A 22,781-nucleotide genomic window follows, 5' to 3' on the forward strand; every position below is an offset into this window, starting at 1 on the left:
CAGCCCGCCGCCCGCAGACCAGAGCCTTGCCCCCCGCGCCTCGCAACCCGCCCCCTTCAACTAAATCGTACCCCGCCTCTCCCCTCGCCCCCCGACTCACTTTTCAGGCAGTCGGTTCGCGATCATTCGAATCCCTGACTCGACCAACTATCCTGCTGGACTTTTCTACTTCAAGTTCAAAAGCCAGCGCCCGTGCGAGCCAGAATCTTCCGCTCTCAAGCAGAACGTGATGAGTTCCTGCTGGAGCTCAAGCTCACCCAGTGCCCCCACTGCAAGAAAGTCGGCGCGCTCAATCGCCATGGGTCCTTGCGCGGATACGACGAGAACAACTTCCGCCACAAATCTATCCGGGCACGAAGGGTCTTCTGTAGCAACCGAAATCAAGCCGCCGGATGTGGACGCACCTTCAGCGTGTGGATTGCTGACAAAGTCAAACGACTCTTTCTCAGTGCAGAGCAACTCTGGGCATTCCTCAACCAGGCCGCCGCGACCGGCAACAAACGCAAGGCATTCAAAAAGCTCAATAGCAGCATGAGCGATTCGGCACCCTATCGAATTTGGAAACGATTGCAAGATGCACAATCCGCGATTCGGACCGCACTGTCGACCATGTGCCTGCCGCCAAAAATCGATAGCTCACAGCCCAGCAACACGCCCGCTGAGAGCACACTCGCTCATCTGATCAAAGCCTTCGCTGGCCACACGCTCAATCCCATCGCCGCCTTCCAGCTCACACTGCAGACCTTCTTCATCTGACACGCTGCGGCCGCACCTCAGCAGGCCGATTCGGTCCGTGATCACACGGCAACCTGTCGATCCTGGCCAGCATCGTCTGCCTCGGATGGTCGATTTGCCATCGTAGCTCACGCTTGCGAAATTCTTTTTTCTGCTCGACAACACAACCCGACGATAGATCCACCGCCGACCGCACTTAGACTCGCCTGCGAATCGATTTCATGAATCGATTTCGTTCAATCAAAAGTCAAAAACCAGCGGAGCGGTCCATGAAACGACCATCGATCTACGTCAAAATGAAAGTCCTCGGAGCGATCGAAGTCGCCCCCGGAAAAACACGTCACGAGAGAATCCACAACGTCGCGGCGATGACGTTCCTGGACGACCAAGGAGACCCACACCAGTTCACCTGGCGGACCATCCAAACGTGGTACTACCGCTACAAAAACGACGGCATCACCGGCATGAATGCTTCACCGCGAGCCGACAAAGGCAAGCCACGCAAGGTCACGCCCGAAGAAGTTCTCGAAGCGATCAACACCGCGCTGCCGCACTTTGTATCTGCGAAAACGGGGCACAAGAGGACGCCCACCAAGTCAGCCGTCTATCGGTTCTGCATTGAAAAGGGACTCCTGCACGCTAGCCAGATCGCTCTGACCACGTTCTGCCGCTTCGTCCGTGAGTACGAATTACTCAAGGACGATCCAGGCGAAAATCGACGCCGACTCGCCTTCAGCATGCAGTACGCCAACCAACTTTGGCAGGCCGATACCATGTTCGGACCGCACATCGGTGGCCGGCAAGCCAAGCTGATTGGCCTGATCGATGACGCCAGTCGTGTGCTCTGTCATGGCGAATTCTTCTTCGAAGAGAACACCGATTCGATGATCAAGGCGCTTCGCTCGGCCTTCTACAAACGAGGCTTGCCCGAACAGCTATACGTTGACAACGGCTCGATCTACTGCAGCCAAGAGATCACGCTGATCTGCGCCCGCGTGGGCTGCATCCTTCGTCACACCGCCGTTCGAGACGCCGCCGCGAAAGGGAAAATCGAACGCTTCTTTCGTCGCGTGCGTGATCAATTTCTAATCCGCAAACTCGACCTCTCCTCGATCGACGCTCTCAACAAACAGTTCACTCACTGGGTCGAACACGACTACAACGCCACTGTACACACGACCCTCGGTATGAAGCCGATTGATCGCTTTGGTGTGGATCTTTCTCGGATCCGATTTCTCTCGCCATCGGAGGATACCGACGAGTTGTTCTACGCCGAGGCGACTCGCAGTGTCAAAAAGGACAACACGTTCAGCTTCCAAGGCGAGCGTTACGAAACTCCGATCGACTTGCGTGGCAAGAAGGTCACGCTGCGGCATGAGCGACATCACCAAGGTGTGGTCGTCGTCTACGAAAACGATCGACGCATCGGCAAGGCCCGGTTGCTCGATGCCGTCGCCAACGGCATGAAACGCCATAAAGACTCATAAATGCCCGGCAGCCAATCCACCGTGATCCAACTCCTTCTTTTTCCAAAAGTCCACCTCACCATGATCCGTTCTTACTTCGGCTTGTCCGAAAATCCCTTCGCGCTACGCGACATCCAACTACTACAACATCAGCAGGAAATCCATGACACGCTCCGAGTCCACAGCCAACAAGGCGGCCTATGTCTGGTCGTCGGCAGACCCGGCACCGGCAAATCCGTGATCAAAGAATCGCTCAAACGACTTCCCGAGAAAGAGTACTTGGTCGCCACGGTTGCACGCACACTGCACACCTATACCAATACAGTAAAAATCCTCTGTGAAGCGTTTCGGATTGAGTTTGAAAGCTCGGCGTTCAAGTGCGAACGCAAGCTGATCCAGCAAGCCTTCAGCCTCAATCGCAGTGGCAAGATGCTCGTCACGGTGATCGACGATGCCCATCTGATGGCGATGGATAACCTTCGCCGACTACGACTCCTCTTGGAAGATTTCCCGAAGAATCACAACCTGATTCTGGTCGGCCAGCCGGAGTTGCTCGCCGATCTGGACTTGGCGGTCAACCTGGATTTGAAAAGCCGGGTGACGTATTCGGTGATCACCAAGCGGTTGCACGACGATGTGATGCGCGCGTTTATCGAACGTGAACTCGATTCGATCGGTCTAGCGCACAGCACGTTCACTGCTGGAGCAACGGAGTTGATTATCCGCTCTGCCGATGGAGTGTTGCGCAAGTGCCGCAACCTGTGCTTAGCGTCGATGCTCGAAGCGGTCCGAGCCGCCGCTGGAACGACGATCGATATCGACTTGGTCAATCGCGTGTTGCTTCAACCGCACTGGCAAAACGAAGTCGACCTAACAGATTTTTAAGACCCAAAAATGCTCCCTCCCCTCCCTCTAACTCCAGGCTTCTGTTATGAAGATGACGAACGACTTACTCCGCGCGATCCGCAACGATCTACCGATGAAACTGACGATCGTTCGGCTCGGCCAGCACGGTCCGATAGCGAAACAAAGCGACGGCTACTTCCGTTTCCAATGCCCATCGTGCAAAGAACTTCGAGCGACCGTGAACCCGAAGAACAATCTCGCTCATTGTTTTAGCTGCGGCCAGAACTACAACAACATCGATCTGATGATGACGCAGGGCCACGACTTCTTGCCGGCGGTCGACATCCTGAGCAACTGGCTTGTGCAATACCAAAGCGACCTCGGCCAAAGAAAGTCTTCGGCCTAATCAGTCAATCGCATCGGCCCCCAGCCAAAGCTCTTTCAATCAGTGCGACCGCTTTGCCCAAGCGATCGCACTTTTTTAATGCGCTGAGCACACACGGCTCCGAGCACACACGGCTCCGAGCACAACAGGTTCGAGCACAACAGGTTCGAGCACAACAGGTTCGAGCCTCGACTCGGTCGCTCCTATCGCACAGCCCCGAAACACGCTCTCCAGAATTCTCAACAATTCGGCAAAAGGACCATTTCGGGCTTCAAATCCCTACAGTCACAATTCGGCAAAAAGTGCGACCGCAATTCGGTCGGTAACAGAAACGTTTGTGGAAGAAGTTTCAGTTGTTGACGACACTTCCCGAGAAGGATCAACGCGCCGTCATTCGCATGGTTAATTCTTTGAGCAAGCAGGCATCATGAGCGATCGTGATCTACAGATTCTGGCCCGTGATGCTGGACAGTTTGTCGAGGCGTTTCGTCACGCCTTCGATTCCGATTGGCATCACACGAAGCGTTGCCTTTGCGATGACATCATGGTTCCCGAGAACCGAACGTTTCTCAGACTTGGACTCGATAACCTTGGCGAACTCAACAACGAACAAGCCAACTGGACCGCACGCGCCGGATTGCTCGACGCCTACCGCGATCTTTCTGATACGTTGACTCGACTTGGCGTCCACCCTGATCAACTTGATCCACCGTCAGACTGATCGGCCCAGAGTGGTCGCACGCGGTTGGAAGCTGTATCGGTGCGCGGGTGTTTGCTCGGATGGAGACTTGTGCGGAGCGTCGGTGCGCGGTCCCTGGCGGCAGCTCAATGGGCCTTGGCAAGTTTACCGCTACACGGTTGTCCGTTTGCTCGAAGACTCGCTGCACCGACAACCGCTTCGCTAGCGTTTCTGGTAGTTCCAACGTGGTTACGCTATCGCGAGATTCTATGCGTCAACTGCGGACGGACTGCGCTTTTGACGTACTGCGACAGTTGGTTAGCACTTTCGGTATTTGGACGTTTAATCCATCGGAGAATCTTTGGGAGTTCAACGTGAGTGTCGCAGAACGTCAACGCTTGCCGCCGTCTTGCAAGTCGTTTGGCACTCCGCCGCTACCGCGTTCGCTCAGCTTCGCTCACGCTCTAGGAGCGGTGAACGGCATCCTGCCTTGCTGTTTTATCGGCATCCTGCCTCGGTTCGCTCCGTCGATGTTCCGCCATCCATGGCTACACATCGACTCCGTTCACGACGCCCGGTCTCCGCTCGGTCGCTGCGGTGCGGACTCCGTTCGCAAAGCCTCACTGCGCCTTCCCTGCGCTCGGTCGCTACGACCCGGCGAACGCGGCGTCGGCCTCGCTTCGCTGGCCTTCCTTGACCGCGTTCGCCGGGTGGCATCCTGCCACCGGGCTTAGTCATGCGGCGACGTCCTGTCGCCGTCGTTTCAGCGATCTATTCAGGGTGGCGGCATCGTGCCGAAGATTGCGACGACATCCTGTCGTCGCTTAGGTCGCTTCGCTCCGGTGCGTGCACGTGTTGCTAGCCAACCAACGAGAAAGACCACCTTGCGGTGGCCTCGTTGGGCACTGTTTCACTCCGGTGCAGAGTCTGGATCACTCATCTAAGAGACCTGACCCATTAGATGGATTTTGCGCATCAAAGAGTCCTGACCCATTTGGCCGCATCCTAAACTGTTACGGCAAAAGTCCCATTTAGGGCTTCAAATCCCTACAGTCACAATTCGTCAAAAAGTGCGGCTGTAATTCGGTCGGTAACACCTAATCTTCTTCAGGCACAGAGTAGAATTCGCCAGAAGTCGTAATATTTCTGTTTCGCCAATCACGGACGTCGAGAAATAAATAAAAACTATTGAAATCTCGATGCAACAGAAGGTCGTATGTCCTTGATCCACCCGATTCAATTGGCGAGCACTCGTCTTTATAAACCGCAATATGAATCTGTGAGGATCCACCTTGTCTTGCATTCGCCGACCAATCATTGCCGGGAATGACGTCATCCGGCCCACGACACCAAATTGGCAGAAAGCCATTGTTCGTAACTGTGATACGAAACTGCCGATATCTATCTGAAAAAATTGGCTTCGCAACAGCTTGTTCGACATTGGAGAAAGAGACTCGCGGTCGAAACGGTGAGAGTATCCAGAATGCCACGGCCACCAACAACACTAGAAACAGCAATGTCCGAAGTCGGTACTGTCTCAAGATCCGCATGTTGGAAATCCTGCTTGACAGTAATTCAAGGTCAGCTCTCCTTGCAGGTTGAATTTGCTAGCGGACACCACCGATCCCTCTAGACTCCCCACACCTCGCGTTGCATTCAGTCCAGTTCTTATAAGCGTTTCCACGATCAAACTGCTGTCCCGATATAGCTGGAAGCATGGTGTCAACACACCTTCTGAAATCGCAACAATCACCGCAATACTGTTTCGGAGGAGGGTCCCCGCCATCTGAAGGCTCCCAGCACGGTGTTCTCGGATTGGAACCAGGTGGGTCATTCGGGTGCGTTCCATAATTACATGGGTCAGTATTTCTATTTTCGCTGGTTAGGCAACAGTATGTATTTGCCATTGCAATTGCGGTTTGCTCAGTCGGCTGTTTTATGTCTTCCATACCGACATCAATAGCACATTGAGCTGCGGCAATCGCTTCATTCATATTTGGCTTGTTCTTCATTTTCTTTGCAATGCACTCACTAAACTCTTTAATCTTATCAATGACCCCGCCGCCAGGAACACCCATGACTGGAAACATCCAAATGTATCTTTTCTCACAGGCTGTACCGGTTGTTGGGGCAGGATTTCCAGTGTTGCTTCTCTGCATGCCATTCCAGTCGACATACGATGTTGGGCCACCGCCGCAATAAGAATAAATTTGCAACAGACGCCGCTCATCACCGATAGGATCTCTGGAGCAAGAGTCGAATGAGCTAGTCGTAGATGTTGTAGGTGACAGCATCATCCGGTTTGTCGATCGCGGAGACGTTGTTGCAGTTCAGCTAAACGCTTCGTAAGTGCATCGGTTCCTTCGGTTAGCAACATGGCCTTCGTCGTACGTGTATCTTCCAGCAACTCCTGAAGCATCTGCACCTTCCCGATCAGTTCGCCTTCTTCACGCCCTTCTTCACGTCCTTCCTCTCGCCCTTCTTCGCGGGCACCTGAGATGGCCCATTCGTAGTCTCGTTGGGCTTTTTCGCGTTGGTCATACATCTGTTTGTCCTCGGTCTTGCCGGATATGATTTCGATCGTGGAAATGGCTGTCTCGAACTCGATGCCGGGCAGCAACTGCCTGAGCGTCTCCGAATCGTAGTTTTGAGCGTACCGCAAGAGAAATGCCCACTGATGCAGCTTACTCGCTTTGGCAATGGTCTGCTCTTCGAGCGAATACTTGGTCAATTCTACCGTGTGGACCTCGATCGCGTTAGTGATTTCTCGACCGCTTGCCCGGTCGAGCATTTGGAAGCGATGGTGGGCCTGTTCGTTTCCGGCAAACAGCACCCGATTCATTAAACAAATCGAGATTGACCGAGCAGCCAGTGCGTAGTTGCTGCCGAGCGTCAATTGATCGACGTACATGCTACAGGCGTAATATACCAGTCGCTCAATCAAACCGGCATAGACCGAAACCTGCATCTCCACATTCAACAATCGACCGGACTCATCACGACAACGCACGTCCAGCACGATCAACTTACTCTCGGCAAACTCTTGGTAACTGAACGGATTGAGCACTTCGACAGCAGTGATCGGGCGTTCGAGATCGAGGATGGCATTGAGTAACCCGATCAGGGCCGCCGAATTTTGAGGCGAGCCGAAGATCTTCTTGAAAGCGAAATCGACAGTCGGCCGAATTCCAAGCGCCATGCTGAGTGCTCTAAAGTGAAAGGTACCGAACTTCTGTGCGCAGCCAGCTTAACGCATTCTGCTGGAGATGGCAGTCGGTGGCGAGCCAACCCGCCGAAGGCAAACCGACCGTCGGCGCTACCGAGAAAAAGTGAATCTCGATAACGTACTGCGTTTCTAAATGTCGCATTCGATCGCCCGTCACTCCCACAGACGCATCCGCACGCCGGCCAGAATGGTGCGATGTCCCCGTGAGTCGGCCTCGCTTCGCTAGCCTTTTTTGACTGCGTTCGCCGGGTGGGCTCCTGCCACCGGGCTTAGTCACGCGGCGACGTGCTGTCACGGTCGTTCAGCGATCTATCCAGAGTGGCGGCATTCAGCCGAAACAGCCGCGACGCACTTCGTGTGCGTCGGTACGTCCGCTTCGCTTGCCGGAAGAACCAACGCCTGGGCGGCTTCGTGCCGCAAGTGTAGCGGACTTGGTGTCCACCAACGAAAAACGGCAGCCTATCGGCTACCGTTTCAGCTTCGCTTTACTCCGGTTCACGGGGTGGTCTCCCGGAAACTACCCCCGTCCCCTTTTGTCTTGTACACCAGCATCCTTGCCACGAGTTAGAATTGATCCATCAAAGCAATCAATTCTAACCTCGGGAAGTCAGGCGAAAACGGGGCAAAGACCAATTAGATTTGCTAGCAAACATGTCCGTAGAATGGGAATGCACCCGGATCCTGATACTTTCCGTCGCTAGTGATCGCCTGATTGATCGGGTGGACGAGTCGATTCAACCCCCGTCCCGTTATCTTCTTCCGATCCCCTCAACTTGACCGTAAGTCACAACCTCATCATTGACGTATGGCAACTCAACTTGATCACTACTAAGACCAAAGCTTTCGACCAAAATTGATTTCTCAATCTGTTTGAACATTATACATTGTGACCGCTTAGAATCGATGTCAGAGAGGACGAAGCAGGGCACGAAATTTCGGTTGATCTTGGGCTCCTCCGTGATTACAAGTTCGACAAGCAATTCTTTGTCGCTGTTTTTTACTCGAACGACTCTCCCAACAACATCACCGAAAAAGATCACGTCGATACCTGGCTCGATTCCTTCAGTAATAGGAAAAAAGACATGCAATCTAATCCTTGGCTTATCGTTGGACAGGTTTCGGCTCGCGAGAAAAACAAAAACGAAAGAAACGACCGCAACTGCGAGGGCCGCGACGACCATATAGGCTGGGCGTATGTGCATATCACAAAACGAATTACGACGGTAAATTGACAGATGAGAAAGCGTAAGGTCAAAACATCAAGCTCGACGATATCACATTTGCGAGTCCACTAATCACCCGCGCAAAGGTCATTCCGTTAACCCTAGATACACGTGGTGACGTATTTAAAAAATGCCGGGATTATACGGTGGTAGCATACGTGGAATATCTTCACCCAAAGTGTTTTTGCACTTTAAACGCTTGTGCTCATCCTCTATTAGTCTCAAGATTGGAGATATTCCCATGCAATGATCAATTAAAAGGCGAGCGTTTAAGGTGCAGCAGTTCTCTGCTCGTTGGCAATCATCTCTGCATCCGTCTGGGTCCTGCCATGCATACAGCTTGTCGCACTCTTGTTGGCAGAGAATGTCGTGTTGCCTGCAGTTATGAGTTTGTCTCGATGCAATTCCCTCGCAAGCTTCAGGCAGCCCAGGCAAGTCAGACAGGTCAGGAGGGCCGTCGTAACACCCACTGGCAATGGCGGGCGTTCCACCAATCCCCAATCGAATGCGCCAGTTGCCTCCGAAATACGCTCGCAGGAGATCAATGTCAGCAATGAAAATACTAGAGAGACCTAGCGGGTCTGCGTTGTGCAATGGCGACGATTTTACATATCCATAAATATTCCACTGGCTCCCCTCATACCCAATTGGGTCTCTGGAGCTAAACCTGCCCAGTTGAGCGTCGTACCAGCGGTTACGGAAGTAGTACAGCCCGGCATTCGGTGTCCACTCGCGGCTAGTATAGGTGTAGTGAACACCGTAGGTGCTTACCGTTCGCGGCGTGAAGTTGGCCGCGAAGATACTCAGGTTGCCGTACGGGTCGTACTCGTAGCGTTCCTGCACGCTACCCGAATCGCTCACCACCGCCGTCGTGTTCCAGTTCGCATCGGCCAGGTAGTACAGTCGCTCGGTCAAGAGTCCACCGGAGGGCGAGATATCGCGATCGCGGAGTACGAGATCGTCGATGTATCGCATCCCCCACACGTATTGGCGCCGTGGCGTGTTGGACGTGTCGACGTGTTCCTCCACGCACTGCCAGGCGTCGGTGAAGTAGTACTCACGCGTCCGGGCGAGTGTTCCCGAGGTGTACTCCTTGGCAGCGACGCGGAAGTTACGGCCGTCGAACTGGTTTTCTAGGAGCACGTTCGAAGTCGCGTCATCGACCAGCTTCGTCATCCGGTTCCATGCGTCAAACGTCGCCGTCATTGTCGCGTCGGTGCCAAGATCAGGGCGGGGGTTGGTCGTCGTGTTACCGTTCCTGTCGTAAACGGGTGTCGCCCAGATGTCGCTTGGCGTGTTGCTGATGTCCGTGATCTCGTTGACTTCGTTCGCAGTGCGCGTCTGATTAAAATCCCAGGTACCGTCGCCGTTCTCGTCTTGCCGGAACTCTTTCCAGTTACCTGTCGAGTCAAGCGTCCAGCACTGAGCGGCGTCGAGCGAAGTGATCGCGGTGTGCGTGCCACTGAGCTGGCCACGTTGGGCAGACTGCAGGCGATTGAGCCCGTCATACTGATACAGCCAGTCGTGTTCCCGATTGGGATCCGACGGATTTTCTCGCCAAGTGCGGTTACTGGCCCGGTCGTAGCCGTACTCGATCCGGGATAGATCGGTGCCTGCCGAGACATCTCGCCAGCGAACGTCTTTTACCCGACCGAAGCGATCCAGACCGCTGTAGATATCGCCAGTGTCGGGATCCGTCGCCAGGGTTGGCGAGATCAGCGTGTAGCGAAGGTCTGCCTGCGTGCTGTCCTGTTGGACGACCGTGCCGAGACCCAGGTATTCGTAGGCGGCTAAGACGGTGGAGTCATCATCGACTAGGCTGGACACCTGGTTCAGTTTATCGGTGATCGAGCCACTGCTGCCGTAGTCGAGCGTGACTTCTCGCCCGTTGGGATAGAGCGTGGCGGTGGGACGCAGCACGTTCCCGCTGCCATCGGTGTACGACCGTCCCACGCTGGGTGTCGAGGCGGGGTTGACCGCGCCGCTATGCGACTGGAACGTTTTCGTCACTTGTCCGAACCCATCGAACTGCCGGGTGATTTGATTGACGATCGAGCCGCTGCCGACCGACGCGTTATTATAACAGGTCACCGCGGACACGTTGCCGCGAACGTTGTAGGTTTGCTCTACGCGGCGAATGGTTCCGTCGACGCCTGCACCTAAGGTCGTGACTCGGTCTTGCGTCTGACGACCGAGGGCATCGAAGTCGTACTGGCGTGTCGTACCGTTTTGATCCGTGAGGCTGGTCCGTTGTGACTGGCGGTTGTACGTGTAGCTGACGCTATCAGACGTGCCGGTTGAATCCGGGTAGATCTCACGACGCAGCAGGGTGCTCGACGCGATCGCGCTGTCTGACAGTGTGGTGCCGTAGATGTACTGCGTCACCTGATTGCCGGTCGAGGCGTTGACGGCGGTGAGTGTTTTGAGATCACCATCGAGTGTGTAGGTGAACTGCACGGTTTGATTTTGATCGTCCGAGGCCGTGCACGCGGTGCTAGTGCTCGAACTGGCCGGTGGATCGACCACGTTATCGATCGTTTCGTTTTGGCGACTGGCCGCATCGTAAAGCGTCCGTGAGATCTTGCCGGCAGCGTCGATGCTGTCACGCAGTCGACCCGCGTTATCGTAGACTTGCTGTGAAACCAGGACCGTATCGCTACTGGAGGGAATCGTGGCCGAACGGGTCAGGGCCGTGCCACCGTTCGTTCCGTACTCGGCCGAGGCGACCATGCGGCCCACGGCGTCCGGGTAGCTCGCTGAGTACTGAACGCGTGCATTCGGCGTCGCCGAGGGCGAGCCCAACTCACCGGTCTGGGCGGCCGGGGCATTGTGGTATCGCTGCCGTGTGGTGGATTGGATCGAGTTTCCCGCATCATCGTAAGCCATGTCCGATTGCGAGAGAATCACGTCGCCGGTGACGTTCAAGGCGTCGGCATAGGTCGTGTCGTTGCCATAGCCGACGTACGAATGAATCATCCAGCCCGTGCTGTCGAAGACCTGTTTGGTAAAGCGGCTCGAACCTCCCGGCATGGATTTGACCGGGTTGCCGACCGCATCAAACCAGGTATTGCTGGTGATCGGGTTGCCGACCGTGCCCGTGTTGGGATCGACTGCATAGCGAATGGACTGGTAAACCCGTCCCAGATTGTCGTACTTGGTCACATTTCGAGAGACCAGATTACCGCTGGCGGAAGTATCGTAGCGGTCGGACTGGATCACCCGGCTCAGGTTGTCATAGGTAACCCGACCAAAGGCATCGAGCTCCCCGTTGGTGTCTACCCGGCGGTTGCGCCAGTCATAGGTGAACGCGGTGGTGCGGGTGTTGACGCCATCGACGTAAGCGATCTGGCTGGTGAGGTTGTTATCGCCCCCGTCATTGCCGTTGTCGAAGACAGAGCCACTGACCTGCACCATGTTGTTGCCCGAGGCACCCCCGCCGGTCGGGTCGGACTCGGTGGACCCCGTGTCATTGGTGCCCACGAAGATCGCCACGACGTTGTCGCGAACATCGTAAACACGTTGGCTGATCGTGCCGCCGGGCGAAATCTGCAGGTTCTGCCGCTTCTGGCTATCGTAGCCGTAGGTTGTTTGGTCGTAATTGGTCCCACTGGTTCCTTCGCCAGAGGCCGGGATGGTGTGATAGACACGTGTCGATGAGACTAAGCAGCAATCGGTGTACTGCCAAGTCGTCCAGCTCGTGAACGACGCTTGCGAGAACGTATCGGTGGGCTGCAGACGGCCCAAGGTCGATCCACGCGGCACTTGGATCTGCTCCAGAATATTCCCGCGTGCATCCCGTTGCTGGATGTTGACCGGGTTGATCAGCGTGTAGGTGTAAGCAGGTGCCGTTCCGGTGGCGTAGCCGCTGGCGGTCCAGGTCGCGTGCTCAGCATCTTTGTAAACTGTCCAGTGAGCACGTCGCACCGCAGTGGCCGTGCCGCCGATGTCGATCGTGTGGACAGGACCCAGTTGCTGGGTCGTGCGTCCCCGTGAATCGATCTCGTAATCAGAAATCAAGTGTTTTCCACCGCCGCTCGGTGTGCTCCAACCAGAAGGTACACCGGAAAGCACCGATGTGTCGGCATCATTGATGCGCTGTAGCATTGCCCCGAGCACTTGGTCGTAGAGCATGCAGTCCTCGTTCGAAAGCATCCGCCCTTTCAAAACTAAGGCTTGGCAATTTGCAGAAATGCGACGATGTGTTGATCATCCACGAGATGGTCAGAATCTCGTAGCATTTGGCGACCGAGACCGAACGTGGGCTCGCTCTCGTCCGGCTGCACGACCGGGGCAATGACCAGCGTGGTGCCCGGTTGGGCGGCCCAAGTCAGATTCAGCTCGCTGAGTTCCCAGCGGTCGCGACCGGCTTGGATGCGGACGGCTGTGTCGCTGCTAATAAATTTCTGATGGACGGCACCGTGCTGGATTTCGGGGCGGATTTGTATCTGAGACTGACCGTGTCGCGGTCCATTCTCGGCCGTGAGCGCTAATAGCAATTGAGGGGCGTCCAGTGCGCGCCCGGTCAAGCCGCCGGTATTTTGCAAGAGTACGGTTTCAGTCGCACCGAGTGCTGGGGCCAGGGGTAATTCGTGACGCCGGGACGGACGCAGCGGAACGGTCTCGCGCCCATCGGGTTGGGCGCCGAGTATTTTGGCTCCCGCGAACAGTTCATTGACCGGGTCGAGCTGAGACGCGTCTTGGCCGCTGGCATGGTTCGCCGCACCTCCCAGCTCATTGAGTATCCCAATGCGCAGTCCGTTTGCCAGCCAAGCTTGCCGAACACGCGCATCAAAGACGGTTTCGTCGATGCTACGCCACATTGTTTCGCCGAGTTCTGATGAGGGAACGTGACGAAATTCTACCGCCAGCGAAATCGTGTCGCTGCTTTTATGGGTGAGCGTGGAGCTGTTGTGTCGCGCCGGGACGATCTGATGATCTGCGTCGTCAGCTGGATCGCTGGACCCTGGCAAGAGAGCGGATTCCGACCATGCGCCCGAATTCCAGAGCGAGCAACCGGTGCCTGCCGAAACGATGAGCCCGGCGACGAGGAGCCCGGCGAGTTGCATTTCGAACTTCGAAGATTTCATCGCGGAGGGCTTCGTTCGTCGAAAAGTAGGTGGGGGAAACAAATCGGGGCCGTCAGGGGTCGGATGATCCGTCTATACGAACCCGGCTTCCCGCGTGTCAACGCCCAGCGACGAGCAACGCGAGGAAATGCCGACAAAAATCGGGCAAATCGTCGGGCCGACGACTGGAAACGTGATGTCCATCGACGACCACCGCCGCATCCTCAAATACTGCTCCGGCATTGACGAGGTCGTCCCGGATGCCTGGCGAACCGGTGACACGAACGCCTCGGTAGACACCTGCGGAAATGGGAATCCACCCGCCGTGGCAGATCGCCGCAATCGGCTTGCCCGCCGCGTCGAATTCACGGACCAGCCTAAGCACGTCGGGATCGCGGCGCAATTTATCGGGCATGAAACCGCCCGGCACGAGTAATCCGTCAAAATCGTTGCTCTGGACGCTGGAGATCGCCACATCGCTGACGCAGGGATAGCCTAGCTTCCCTTGATAGGTCGCCCCGGCGTCCGGCCCGGCGACGACGACCTCCGCGCCGGCCTCGATCAGTCGTAATTTAGGGTACCAGAGTTCGAGATCCTCGTAGATTTCCCCCACAAAAGCGAGAATTCGGCTTCCTTCCAACGTGTGGGGGGACACGTGATCGGTCGAGGGGAGAGCATTCATAGAGCGTTTTTCCAAATCGAAGACGACGGAATCGCAAAGTGATCGTGCGACTTTGCTGGAAACAGTTAAACTAGTAGATTCGTGAGATACAAGTCGACCTTCCTTTTTTCGATAAAGACTGCCGTGGACGCCCTGGCTCGCCCCAAAGACGACCTGTTTGACAATTCGACCATGACGGTGCGTGAGCACCTTGATGAACTTCGCGGTACACTGGTCAAAGCCATCATTTGGCTCGCGATCGGCCTGGCCTTCGGGCTGATATTCGCCAGTCGGGTGGTTCGCTATGTGCAGGAGCCGCTCAAACAGGCGATTGTGAAGTACAACGCTGATCGCGATCTCGTGCTGCTTGGCCTCCCCAATCGCGAAGATCCCGAGGTCGAGCGGTTGCACGAGTTTCTAATCCAGAACTCGCTCGTCGCCGAACTGATTTACGCGCTGCCCGAGCCACTGAGTAAGTCCGCTGCAGCGGAATTGATGGACAGCGACAAAGCACCGTTGACCCCGAAAGGTGCTGGCGCAGCGAGCGGTGCTGAGCCGGATGCTGGCCCGAGCGACACAGCAACGGCTGCGGCACTCGATTCGACGCGTCGTATTTTTACCGCGGACCTGATCGCGGCGATCGGCGAGGTTCCCAATCCAGACGCCATGGTGCCGACGATCCAGTTCCGGCGGAGCGAACGGGGGGTCAGCTCGTTGAAAGTAGAGGAAACGTTCATGATTTGGTTCAAAGCCGGATTGATCGTGGGAGCAGTGTTGGCCTCACCCATGATTTTTTATCACCTGTGGAATTTCGTCGCCGCGGGCCTGCACTCCCATGAACGACGCTACGTTCACGTGTACTTGCCATTCAGCGTGACATTGTTTGTCGCGGGCGTGTCCCTCGCGTTTTTCCTGGTGTTGCAGTACGTGTTGAAGTTTCTGCTCGATTTCAACAGCAGCATGGACGTCGAGATCGAACCGCGTTTGTCGTACTACGTGAATTTCGTGTTGATGCTGCCGCTCGGATTTGGTGTGGCCTTCCAGCTGCCATTGGTGATGTTGTTTTTACAACGCATCGATTTGATCCAAACCAAGGACTACATCAGTAGTTGGCGGATCGCGACGCTGGTGATTTTCATCATCTCGATGGTGGTCACGCCCGCAGATGTCACGAGCATGATCGCCTTGGCCCTTCCGTTGATGGTCCTGTATTTTCTCGGGATTGCGCTGTGTGCGTACATGCCGCGTGGACGAGGCATGGGCCGCGGTGCCTATGATCCAGCGTAAGATGGCTCATCGCATTCGACTGCGGAAACCGTGGCAGAGGTATGACCACTCGGTGCGTCCGGGGGGTGGTGCTGCCTCCCCGGGAGATCGCGAGTCGGTCGCTGCCCATCCACATCGTGTCGACGTTCCTGATCGACAGCCCGGCGATACCGACGGGGGCCCTGAGGACGCGAATCTCGTTCACCGCGTGATCTATCGCCGTCAATTTCATCGGCCCAGCGGGATCGAATCCGGCGAACGGGTGCTGCTCGAAGTAGGGGCCGCGGCCGGGCAAATCGTTGAAATCCGCGTTAACTCGCTCGCGATCAGTACCGAGACTGATGCGGACGAGGGCGGATCGGAGCAAAACGTGGAAGCCTCGCTGCGATTGAGCCTCGACGGCCGGCTGGCCGATCACAACGAACTCGAGATTGAGCTCGAATCGACGGCCGATGCACCCGGTCCGCCGCGGTTGGTCGGTGAGGTGAACCTATGGATCGTCACGCGTAAGTAGCCCCCGGCTTTTTGGGGGGCGGGAGGCTGGTTCTCTCAATTCTTGGGTGTGACTCGGCGTTTGCCCTGTCGGTCATTCGTCGCGTTTTAGGGACGCCGTTTTGTGGGGGTGACCGCGACCGAAGGCATCCAACGACCGCAAACGGCTAAGGAGCGAGCGGGGAATTACTGTCCGATATTGTGGCCGAACGCTCCGCGGTCGACCCTCCCGACCGCGGAGCGTTCGGCCACAATATCCCAATGTTTGGGCAGTCCCGCGCTAGCCTATTTGAGCTTGCCCAGCAACGCTTCGAGCACGTCGTCGCTGATCATGGATTCGACTTGGGCGTCAATGGGGTCGATGCCATCAGGCTGTGCACCTGCGGCCGGAGTGATCGTGGAGATGGGGGCGTGCGGAGGCTGTCGTTTTGCCGCTTTGGGAACTTTGATTAATTGCGTGTTCCCATCGAGCAGATGGTCGAGCCAGGTGACTGCGTCGTAGCATCCTGCCCGCCGTCGTCGTGCCGCTTTCGCAATCCGATGGTCCGACGACACCACGCTGAGTGTCTTGGGCGCCGCGTGCTGGGCGATGATTTCTTCGAGTAGATCATCCGCTTCCGGGTACTCGACGGCGAACCTGACGTCGATGCCGTGATGCAGGTATTGAGATGCGCGATGCCTCGGAGCGTTCTTGGCATCGAAGACCACGCACGTTCGCAGTCGCACGCTTTCGTCGAGATGCTCGACAAGGCGATCGAGCAATCGTTGGCGTTCGGTCTCCAGCCAACGCAGTGTCGCACCACGGCCGGGCGGTGCGACCGGCCCAATCACGTTGTATCCGTCGATCAACAGCACGATCGACACGGGGCAGCCTCTGGAAATACGTCACGAGAGAAGGATCGTTAGGACCAGAACAAACGGTCCATTCGCCATCATAGCAGCAAATCAGAGAATCGCGACAAAGCAAAATCGGGGATCCTCATTGCTACTGACGCCGATATCGCGTCGATCTAACTCGTTGAAGCGTGTGCCCATCGGGCTACGTTTTTCCAAGCAATCGCGAGGGGTGTCGCCCACGCGCTTTTGACCAAGCTGGAACTGGCTTAATCACTCTTCCCGGACGGAACGCACCCATGAAAATGAATCGCAATCACTGCTTCCTCATCGGGGTGCTGCTCGTTTTGTTAGGAGCTCAGTTCCGGATGATTGATTCGTTCGTGCTCAATGAAAACACCACACGAACGCTAGCAAAGGTGAGCCGCAAGGCCGCCATTGCTCCTGAGAACACGCTTGACAACATGATGTTGCAAGTTCATCCCAATCCAACCAAACGTGTGCATCCACCTCGCTGGCTAGGTTTGGCGATGATCGCCGTAGGCAGCGTGGTCAGTCTGCATGCCCTGGCGATGCCTCGCCAGGAATGAGCTTATCGATTCAGTTCGATACCGAATGTGTAACCGAAGGCGACGTAGCCTTGATCTTTCCGTCCCGTTTCGATCGATGGTGTCAAAAGCCCACCGGTCTGCTCGGTCAGGTTGTGGCTGGAACGCCAAACCCCACGAGCAATATCGATGACTTGGAGACCACATCGCACGTTGATCAATTTGGTCAACTGATAGCCGATTTCGGTTCGGCCGTCGAACCCGATCACAAACTCGCTGTTGCTGTCGAACTGAGTCGTACTCGTCGTTGTGGTATCCAAAACCACGGTGGCGGACTCTTCAAAACTGTCGTAGACCGTGGTCGCTTCGCTGCGTCGGTTCGAGTAAGCCTGCGAGTTAACGCCGGTGAAGCCTCTGAATTCAGCTGAGTATCGCCACCGATCTTGGTACTTGAAGTATCGAAAGCCTGCTTGCATGAGGTACATATCGTTTTGAATTTGCACAGCGTACGTGTTCAGGCGATCCATCGGTGTGGGATCGAGGTTGGGCGGATTCGGGATCAGCTGGACATAGGGTGATGTGCCGATGCCGATGTTCGCCAGAGCAGCATCATCAAATGTATAGCCATAGGTCTGGAGCGATGCCGCATCTTGAGCCCGGATGAAACGAGCCCCCAGCATCGGTTCGAGGATGCCGCCATAATGGTACGGTTCCATTCGCCAGGTTTTGCTCAATTCGTAGCTTCTCATGTGCATGGAGTTGAGCGTCAACCCGATGTTATAAAACCGAGTCCCATACCCCAATACGTTGCCGTCGGGGTCGCGGAACACGTCCGCACCAAAACGGTTGGGGTCAGGGTACGTTGGCGTTCCATCGAAGTCAGCACCGTTGATTCGGTTGAGTCGATCCACGATCAGTGAATCAGCCGCGGTGGCTTCGTTCTGGATGTAGGTGAACAACATCCCCGTGTCCTGGTCAGGTCGCATGTACCCGACTTCATAACGTTGGCCGCCACCGGAATCGAGCCGATTGCCATCACCAATGTCATCACTCTCGGACGGCCGTGAGCCGTACAAATTGATGCGATCGTACGTAGCGTACCATCCCGTGTGAGCCCGTTTCTTGGGCTTCATGTCGAGGATGTCTGCGTCGTAGACCGGCTCGAACCACTGAAAGTCCGGGTCAAATGCGAACGGATCCGCAAGTGCATGGTTGTGATCTTGTGCCGATGCGGAGACGCCTCCGGTCGCCAAGACCAGCAACATCGTCAGTTTCGTCGTCAGCTTCCGTACCGACATCGTATTTCCACCGTCATGCTAGGAGTTGCCGCCCGCGCCTTGAGAGCCGATCACGGGGGAACACCAACCGGTGAGGTTGATGCTGCTCCCATCATCGACTCTGCCCCGCGTGGCTGCGGGTCACTTAAATCAAACCACAATCCGGCACGCTGTTGTGTGCCTTTCGTATCGGGTTGTGCAGGTAGTATCGGCCAGGACACCCCCAAAGGCTTAGCCGGATTACTGGAGGAAACCGTAAATCCGCCAAAATGCTCAGAAGCCGAATGATCGCTGGCAATCCCACTATTCTGCTCAAACCGCATTTTCCCCCAAGTAATCGAGATGTTTTGCATCGGCAGGCAGCCCGAATTGCTGAAAATGGCCCCGATTTAAATGCGGCAAGGGTGTTTGTCGAAACCCAGTGACCAAGAACGCAAAAAAGAGGCTGGCGAACGGTGCCCCGTCAGGTAGACTAATGTTAATGTGATAGGGGGGCCGTACTCGGCCTGCCCTGAACCCCTCCCGGATGCCGCCTGTCTTTTCCAAACCAGGCATCTGACATGCTCCTCTCTCCTCGCCCCCCCTCCGACCGATTCTCCTCCTCATGGACTCTTCCACCCCGTCTCGGTCGGCGCGTGACTCGCGCCGTCGACCGCCCCGTATGCGCCATCCCGATCAAGCCGTCGATCAGCGCGTGCGCGAACTCGACGCTGAACGCGATCCTCTCTCTCTGCCCGAAGAAATTGTCAGCGAAGTCACCAAGGCTGGTGGCCGCGTCGGGATTCCGCAACCCGATGCCAATGGCTCGCCGGTCAATTTGGTTCAGCTGCAACAGATGTCGCATCCTGAGCTCATCGCGATGGCGGAGCAGGCTGGACTGGTGGATGTCGCCGGCATTGCCCGCCAGGAGCTCGTCTTTCGCTTGCTCAAGGCGAAGATGAGTGCCAACGGTTTGATGTACGGCGAGGGCACACTCGAAATCCTACCCGACGGGTTTGGTTTTCTGCGCAGTGCGCAGTACCACTATCTGTCCTGTCCCGACGACATCTACGTCTCGCCGAGTCAGATCCGACGCTTTGGACTGCATACCGGCAGCCATGTCGCTGGGCAAATCCGCCCGCCGAAAGAGAACGAACGATATTTCGCGCTGTTGCGGATCGAAGCGATCAACCATAGCGAACCATCACGGCGTGGTCGGCAAGTCCCATTTGATGAACTCACGCCGCTGCATCCTCGCACCCGTATCGTGATGGAACACGCGGTCGACGAGATGAGCACACGCGTGGTCGATCTCTTTATGCCGATCGGATTCGGCCAACGCGGTCTGATCGTCAGCCCACCGCGCGCGGGCAAGACCATCCTGATGCAACAACTCGCCCGTGGCGTGTTGGCGAATTATCCGTCCGCCTATGTGTTCGTGTTGCTGATTGATGAACGACCCGAAGAGGTCACCGACATGGAGCGGGAAATCCGTTCGCATCAATGTGAGGTGATCAGCAGCACGTTCGACGAGCCGGCATCGCGACACATCCAAGTCGCTCAGATGGTCGTCGAAAAAGCCAAGCGGATGGTGGAGTCGGGCACCGACGTCGTCATTTTCCTCGACTCGATCACGCGTTTGGCGCGAGCCTACAATAGCGACGTGGAATCAGCGACCGGCAAGCTTTTGAGTGGTGGTTTGGATGCGGGTGCCATGCAAAAACCAAAATCCATTTTCGGCTCGGCACGCAAAGTCGAGGAGGGGGGGTCGCTCACGATCCTGGCCACCGCGCTGGTCGATACCGGCAGCCGTATGGACGATGTCATCTTCGAAGAATTCAAAGGGACTGGCAACCTTGAAATTGTGCTCGATCAAGAACTCGTCCACCGGCGGGTTTGGCCCGCGATCGATCTGTACCGTAGCGGCACCCGACGCGAGGAAATTCTCTTCGATGCCGATGAATATCAGCGGATCCAAACGCTCCGCCGCTCGCTCGCCGAACTTTCGCCCACCGAAGCGATGATGACACTCACCAAGAAACTCGCCGCGACGCAAAACAATGTCGAGTTCCTGATGAGTATTCCACCGGAATCACCGTAGTACGACCCCGCTTTCACCCACCAACGATACCCACCAAGAGATCTCAATCCGTGTCAGCATCCATTGATGGAATGACCGGTCCGCTGCCCTCCGGGCGGATCGCAGTTGTCGTCAGTCGTTACAATCCAGGCATTTGTGATTCGATGTGCGAAGCTGCCGTCGAAACCCTGACGCAGGCCGGTATCGCCCCGGAGCGTCACTGGATTATCCGTGTCCCCGGTGCCTGGGAATTGTGCTGGGCCGTCGAGCAAGCCTTGCAGCACGCCGACGTTGCGGCGGCGATCGCATTGGGCTGTGTCATCCGGGGCGAAACCACGCACGACGAACACATTAACCGTACCGTCAGCGCCTCGTTGATGAATCAGAGCATCAGTAGCGGCCGGCCCGTCGGCTTTGGTTTGTTGACCTGCAACACGCTCGAACAAGCGATCCAGCGCAGCGGTGGCAACGTCGGCAATAAAGGCCACGAGGCAGCCGACGCGGTACTGGAACTCTTGCGTCTGGCCCCCAAACTCCGCTGAACGAATCTTTGCTGAAAGAGCACGACTGAGCCAACATGGAACAATCCTTTCTCGCCTATTTGCGTGGTCGTACCCGCAGCCTGCCCGCTGTCGCAGTCGGTATCGGTGACGACGCCGCCATCATGGATTCGCCCGCGGGCGGCCCCGGCGTGCAACAAGTCGCATGCACCGACCAGATCATCGACGGGGTCGATTTTGACAGCCAGTCTCAACCGCTCGCATCGATCGGCTACAAGTCCATCGCGATCAACCTCAGTGACATCGCCGCGATGGGGGCCACACCGACCGCAGCGCTCGTCACGCTGGCGCTCCCCGCCCACAACGCGACCGAAATCGCCGGTGAAGTCTACGAAGGTATTCTCGAAGCCTGCGGTCAGTTCAATATCGCCATCGCGGGCGGAGACCTGTCGACCTACGATGGACCACTTGCGATCAGCGTCTGCATGCTCGGCACCGTCACCGATCCATGGCTGCGTAGCAGCGCCGAAGAAGGTGACGCCATCTTCGTCACCGGTTCGCTCGGCGGCAGTCTGCTCGGTCGCCATCTGCGGCCCACCCCACGCGTCGAATTCGCAAAACGTCTGCGGCAACACGCCCAGGTTCACGCCGCGATCGACATCAGCGACGGGTTCAGTCTCGACCTCGATCGGCTGCTCGCCGCCAGTCGTGTGGGGGCCGAACTCGACCTCGAACACATTCCGATTTCCGATGCCGCCATCGAAATGTCCGCCGCGAGCGGCCGCACGCCACTGCAGCACGCGTGGAGTGACGGTGAAGATTTTGAGTTGATCTTCACGGTGAGCGAATCCGACGCGGCAGAAATTGAAAAACTGTCTGCCGACGAGCTGACCGTGGAAGTAACCCGCGTGGGCACCGTGGTCGGTCGCACCGGTTTATGGAAACGTATCACCGGCAGCAAACTCGAACGCGTCTTCCCGCAAGGTTACGTGCACGGCGAAACCGATGGCTGAGTCGTTCACGTTTGCGATGGGTGAATTCGATGCCGAATTCCCTACCGGCTACCTCTACGCAAAAAATCATATGTGGGCGTTGCCAATGCCCGCACCGGAGAATGTGGCGACGCCGCTGCGGTACCGGTTTGGTTTGACGGCCTATGCCGTGCGACTGCTGCAGGACGTCTACTTTCTGGAATGGATCGTCGACGCACCCGCACCCCTCACGCCTCGCATGTCGATCGGCTCCATCGAGAGTAAGAAAGCTGAGAGCGACCTCTTTACACCGCTGCCTGGAACCCTCACCGCGATCAACGAGGATGTGCTCAGTGACCCCTCACTCATCAATGCGGACCCCTACAACGCCGCGTGGCTGATTGAAATCGAAGCGACTCCCGAAGCAGCGGCGGTGCTGCTCTCATCCGCTCAGTACGCCGATCACCTCGTCGAAGCTTGGGAAGTCGCGCAGCGAACGATCAAGGGCCAAGCCAACACGTAGCTTGGGACCATTGTCCCGAACGCT

The 22,781-nt window shown here is 56.5% G+C and carries 19 protein-coding genes; 13 read left to right on the forward strand and 6 right to left on the reverse strand.

The annotated features are described in order from the left end of the window. The first annotated feature begins 192 nt into the window (after positions 1 to 192). The 6 genes from SH410x_RS04005 (at position 193) to SH410x_RS04030 (ending at position 4,845) form a co-directional block, all read left to right on the forward strand. The gene (locus tag SH410x_RS04005) at positions 193 to 756 is read left to right on the forward strand and encodes a hypothetical protein (protein ID WP_473670638.1); all 564 of its coding nucleotides are present in this window, start codon (positions 193 to 195) and stop codon (positions 754 to 756) included. 248 nt (positions 757 to 1,004) lie between these two features. Then, the gene (locus tag SH410x_RS04010) at positions 1,005 to 2,222 is read left to right on the forward strand and encodes a DDE-type integrase/transposase/recombinase (RefSeq protein ID WP_473670640.1); all 1,218 of its coding nucleotides are present in this window, start codon (positions 1,005 to 1,007) and stop codon (positions 2,220 to 2,222) included. A 60-nt stretch (positions 2,223 to 2,282) separates the two neighbouring features. Continuing rightward, the gene (locus SH410x_RS04015) at positions 2,283 to 3,086 is read left to right on the forward strand and encodes an AAA family ATPase (protein WP_473670642.1); all 804 of its coding nucleotides are present in this window, start codon (positions 2,283 to 2,285) and stop codon (positions 3,084 to 3,086) included. A 46-nt stretch (positions 3,087 to 3,132) separates the two neighbouring features. Further along, complete coding sequence (locus tag SH410x_RS04020) at positions 3,133 to 3,453, forward strand: hypothetical protein (RefSeq protein WP_473670643.1); 321 nt, start codon at positions 3,133 to 3,135, stop codon at positions 3,451 to 3,453. A gap of 406 nt (positions 3,454 to 3,859) precedes the next feature. Beyond that, complete coding sequence (locus SH410x_RS04025) at positions 3,860 to 4,153, forward strand: hypothetical protein (RefSeq protein WP_473674844.1); 294 nt, start codon at positions 3,860 to 3,862, stop codon at positions 4,151 to 4,153. A gap of 332 nt (positions 4,154 to 4,485) precedes the next feature. After that, on the forward strand, positions 4,486 to 4,845 hold the full coding sequence (locus tag SH410x_RS04030) for a hypothetical protein (protein ID WP_473674846.1): 360 nt from the start codon (positions 4,486 to 4,488) through the stop codon (positions 4,843 to 4,845). A gap of 1,559 nt (positions 4,846 to 6,404) precedes the next feature. Here the strand turns inward: SH410x_RS04030 and SH410x_RS04035 are convergent. The 4 genes from SH410x_RS04035 to SH410x_RS04050 all read right to left on the reverse strand — a co-directional run bounded on the left by SH410x_RS04035 (position 6,405) and on the right by SH410x_RS04050 (position 14,308). Further along, positions 6,405 to 7,310 (reverse strand): Rpn family recombination-promoting nuclease/putative transposase, encoded by a 906-nt coding sequence (locus SH410x_RS04035; RefSeq protein ID WP_473674848.1) that lies wholly within the window; start codon positions 7,308 to 7,310, stop codon positions 6,405 to 6,407. 1,373 nt (positions 7,311 to 8,683) lie between these two features. Further along, positions 8,684 to 12,712, reverse strand: a complete 4,029-nt coding sequence (locus SH410x_RS04040; protein ID WP_473674850.1) for an RHS repeat domain-containing protein — start codon at positions 12,710 to 12,712, stop codon at positions 8,684 to 8,686. 14 nt (positions 12,713 to 12,726) lie between these two features. Beyond that, positions 12,727 to 13,647, reverse strand: a complete 921-nt coding sequence (locus tag SH410x_RS04045) for a hypothetical protein (protein WP_473674852.1) — start codon at positions 13,645 to 13,647, stop codon at positions 12,727 to 12,729. Positions 13,648 to 13,744: 97 nt separating this feature from the next. Further along, on the reverse strand, positions 13,745 to 14,308 hold the full coding sequence (locus SH410x_RS04050; RefSeq protein ID WP_473674854.1) for a type 1 glutamine amidotransferase domain-containing protein: 564 nt from the start codon (positions 14,306 to 14,308) through the stop codon (positions 13,745 to 13,747). 123 nt (positions 14,309 to 14,431) lie between these two features. On the opposite strand from SH410x_RS04050, the gene tatC reads away from it, so the two are divergent. Both tatC and SH410x_RS04060 read left to right on the forward strand, forming a co-directional pair. After that, positions 14,432 to 15,574: a twin-arginine translocase subunit TatC gene (tatC, locus tag SH410x_RS04055; RefSeq protein WP_473674856.1), complete on the forward strand. Its 1,143-nt coding sequence runs from the start codon at positions 14,432 to 14,434 to the stop codon at positions 15,572 to 15,574. Between the two features lies 1 nt (position 15,575). After that, positions 15,576 to 16,067 (forward strand): hypothetical protein, encoded by a 492-nt coding sequence (locus SH410x_RS04060; protein WP_473674858.1) that lies wholly within the window; start codon positions 15,576 to 15,578, stop codon positions 16,065 to 16,067. 263 nt (positions 16,068 to 16,330) lie between these two features. Here the strand turns inward: SH410x_RS04060 and SH410x_RS04065 are convergent, their stop codons facing one another. After that, entirely contained in the window at positions 16,331 to 16,909 is a 579-nt protein-coding gene (locus SH410x_RS04065; protein ID WP_473674860.1) for an NYN domain-containing protein, read from the reverse strand. Between the two features lie 269 nt (positions 16,910 to 17,178). On the opposite strand from SH410x_RS04065, the gene SH410x_RS04070 reads away from it, so the two are divergent. Beyond that, a complete protein-coding gene (locus SH410x_RS04070; RefSeq protein WP_473674862.1) occupies positions 17,179 to 17,469 on the forward strand; it encodes a hypothetical protein in 291 nt (96 codons plus the stop codon). 2 nt (positions 17,470 to 17,471) lie between these two features. Here the strand turns inward: SH410x_RS04070 and SH410x_RS04075 are convergent, their stop codons facing one another. Continuing rightward, complete coding sequence (locus SH410x_RS04075) at positions 17,472 to 18,725, reverse strand: hypothetical protein (RefSeq protein ID WP_473674864.1); 1,254 nt, start codon at positions 18,723 to 18,725, stop codon at positions 17,472 to 17,474. Between the two features lie 640 nt (positions 18,726 to 19,365). Between SH410x_RS04075 and rho the strand changes: the two genes are divergently transcribed. The 4 genes from rho (at position 19,366) to SH410x_RS04095 (ending at position 22,757) form a co-directional block, all read left to right on the forward strand. Next, the gene (gene rho / locus SH410x_RS04080) at positions 19,366 to 20,784 is read left to right on the forward strand and encodes a transcription termination factor Rho (protein ID WP_473677236.1); all 1,419 of its coding nucleotides are present in this window, start codon (positions 19,366 to 19,368) and stop codon (positions 20,782 to 20,784) included. Between the two features lie 71 nt (positions 20,785 to 20,855). Continuing rightward, the gene (ribH, locus tag SH410x_RS04085; protein WP_473677237.1) at positions 20,856 to 21,305 is read left to right on the forward strand and encodes a 6,7-dimethyl-8-ribityllumazine synthase; all 450 of its coding nucleotides are present in this window, start codon (positions 20,856 to 20,858) and stop codon (positions 21,303 to 21,305) included. A gap of 35 nt (positions 21,306 to 21,340) precedes the next feature. Beyond that, positions 21,341 to 22,276 carry a thiamine-phosphate kinase gene (locus SH410x_RS04090; protein ID WP_473674866.1) on the forward strand — a complete coding sequence of 312 codons (936 nt, stop codon included), beginning with the start codon at positions 21,341 to 21,343 and terminating at the stop codon, positions 22,274 to 22,276. After that, positions 22,269 to 22,757 carry a glycine cleavage system protein H gene (locus SH410x_RS04095; RefSeq protein ID WP_473674868.1) on the forward strand — a complete coding sequence of 163 codons (489 nt, stop codon included), beginning with the start codon at positions 22,269 to 22,271 and terminating at the stop codon, positions 22,755 to 22,757. Before SH410x_RS04090 ends, SH410x_RS04095 begins: the two co-directional genes overlap by 8 nt. Positions 22,758 to 22,781: the final 24 nt, after the last annotated feature.

The sequence above is a fragment of the Rhodopirellula sp. SH410 genome (assembly GCF_055811895.1).

Excerpts from the sequence above, each read along its gene's own strand:
- SH410x_RS04010 (WP_473670640.1), top strand. The coding sequence starts at position 1,005 with ATGAAACGACCATCGATCTACGTCAAAATGAAAGTCCTCGGAGCGATC.
- SH410x_RS04015 (WP_473670642.1), top strand. The coding sequence starts at position 2,283 with ATGATCCGTTCTTACTTCGGCTTGTCCGAAAATCCCTTCGCGCTACGC.
- SH410x_RS04020 (WP_473670643.1), top strand. The coding sequence starts at position 3,133 with ATGAAGATGACGAACGACTTACTCCGCGCGATCCGCAACGATCTACCG.
- SH410x_RS04025 (WP_473674844.1), top strand. The coding sequence starts at position 3,860 with ATGAGCGATCGTGATCTACAGATTCTGGCCCGTGATGCTGGACAGTTT.
- SH410x_RS04035 (WP_473674848.1), bottom strand. The coding sequence starts at position 7,310 with ATGGCGCTTGGAATTCGGCCGACTGTCGATTTCGCTTTCAAGAAGATC.
- SH410x_RS04040 (WP_473674850.1), bottom strand. The coding sequence starts at position 12,712 with ATGCTTTCGAACGAGGACTGCATGCTCTACGACCAAGTGCTCGGGGCA.
- SH410x_RS04045 (WP_473674852.1), bottom strand. The coding sequence starts at position 13,647 with ATGAAATCTTCGAAGTTCGAAATGCAACTCGCCGGGCTCCTCGTCGCC.
- SH410x_RS04050 (WP_473674854.1), bottom strand. The coding sequence starts at position 14,308 with ATGAATGCTCTCCCCTCGACCGATCACGTGTCCCCCCACACGTTGGAA.
- SH410x_RS04060 (WP_473674858.1), top strand. The coding sequence starts at position 15,576 with ATGGCTCATCGCATTCGACTGCGGAAACCGTGGCAGAGGTATGACCAC.
- SH410x_RS04070 (WP_473674862.1), top strand. The coding sequence starts at position 17,179 with ATGAAAATGAATCGCAATCACTGCTTCCTCATCGGGGTGCTGCTCGTT.
- SH410x_RS04075 (WP_473674864.1), bottom strand. The coding sequence starts at position 18,725 with ATGTCGGTACGGAAGCTGACGACGAAACTGACGATGTTGCTGGTCTTG.
- rho (WP_473677236.1), top strand. The coding sequence starts at position 19,366 with ATGCGCCATCCCGATCAAGCCGTCGATCAGCGCGTGCGCGAACTCGAC.
- ribH (WP_473677237.1), top strand. The coding sequence starts at position 20,856 with ATGACCGGTCCGCTGCCCTCCGGGCGGATCGCAGTTGTCGTCAGTCGT.
- SH410x_RS04090 (WP_473674866.1), top strand. The coding sequence starts at position 21,341 with ATGGAACAATCCTTTCTCGCCTATTTGCGTGGTCGTACCCGCAGCCTG.
- SH410x_RS04095 (WP_473674868.1), top strand. The coding sequence starts at position 22,269 with ATGGCTGAGTCGTTCACGTTTGCGATGGGTGAATTCGATGCCGAATTC.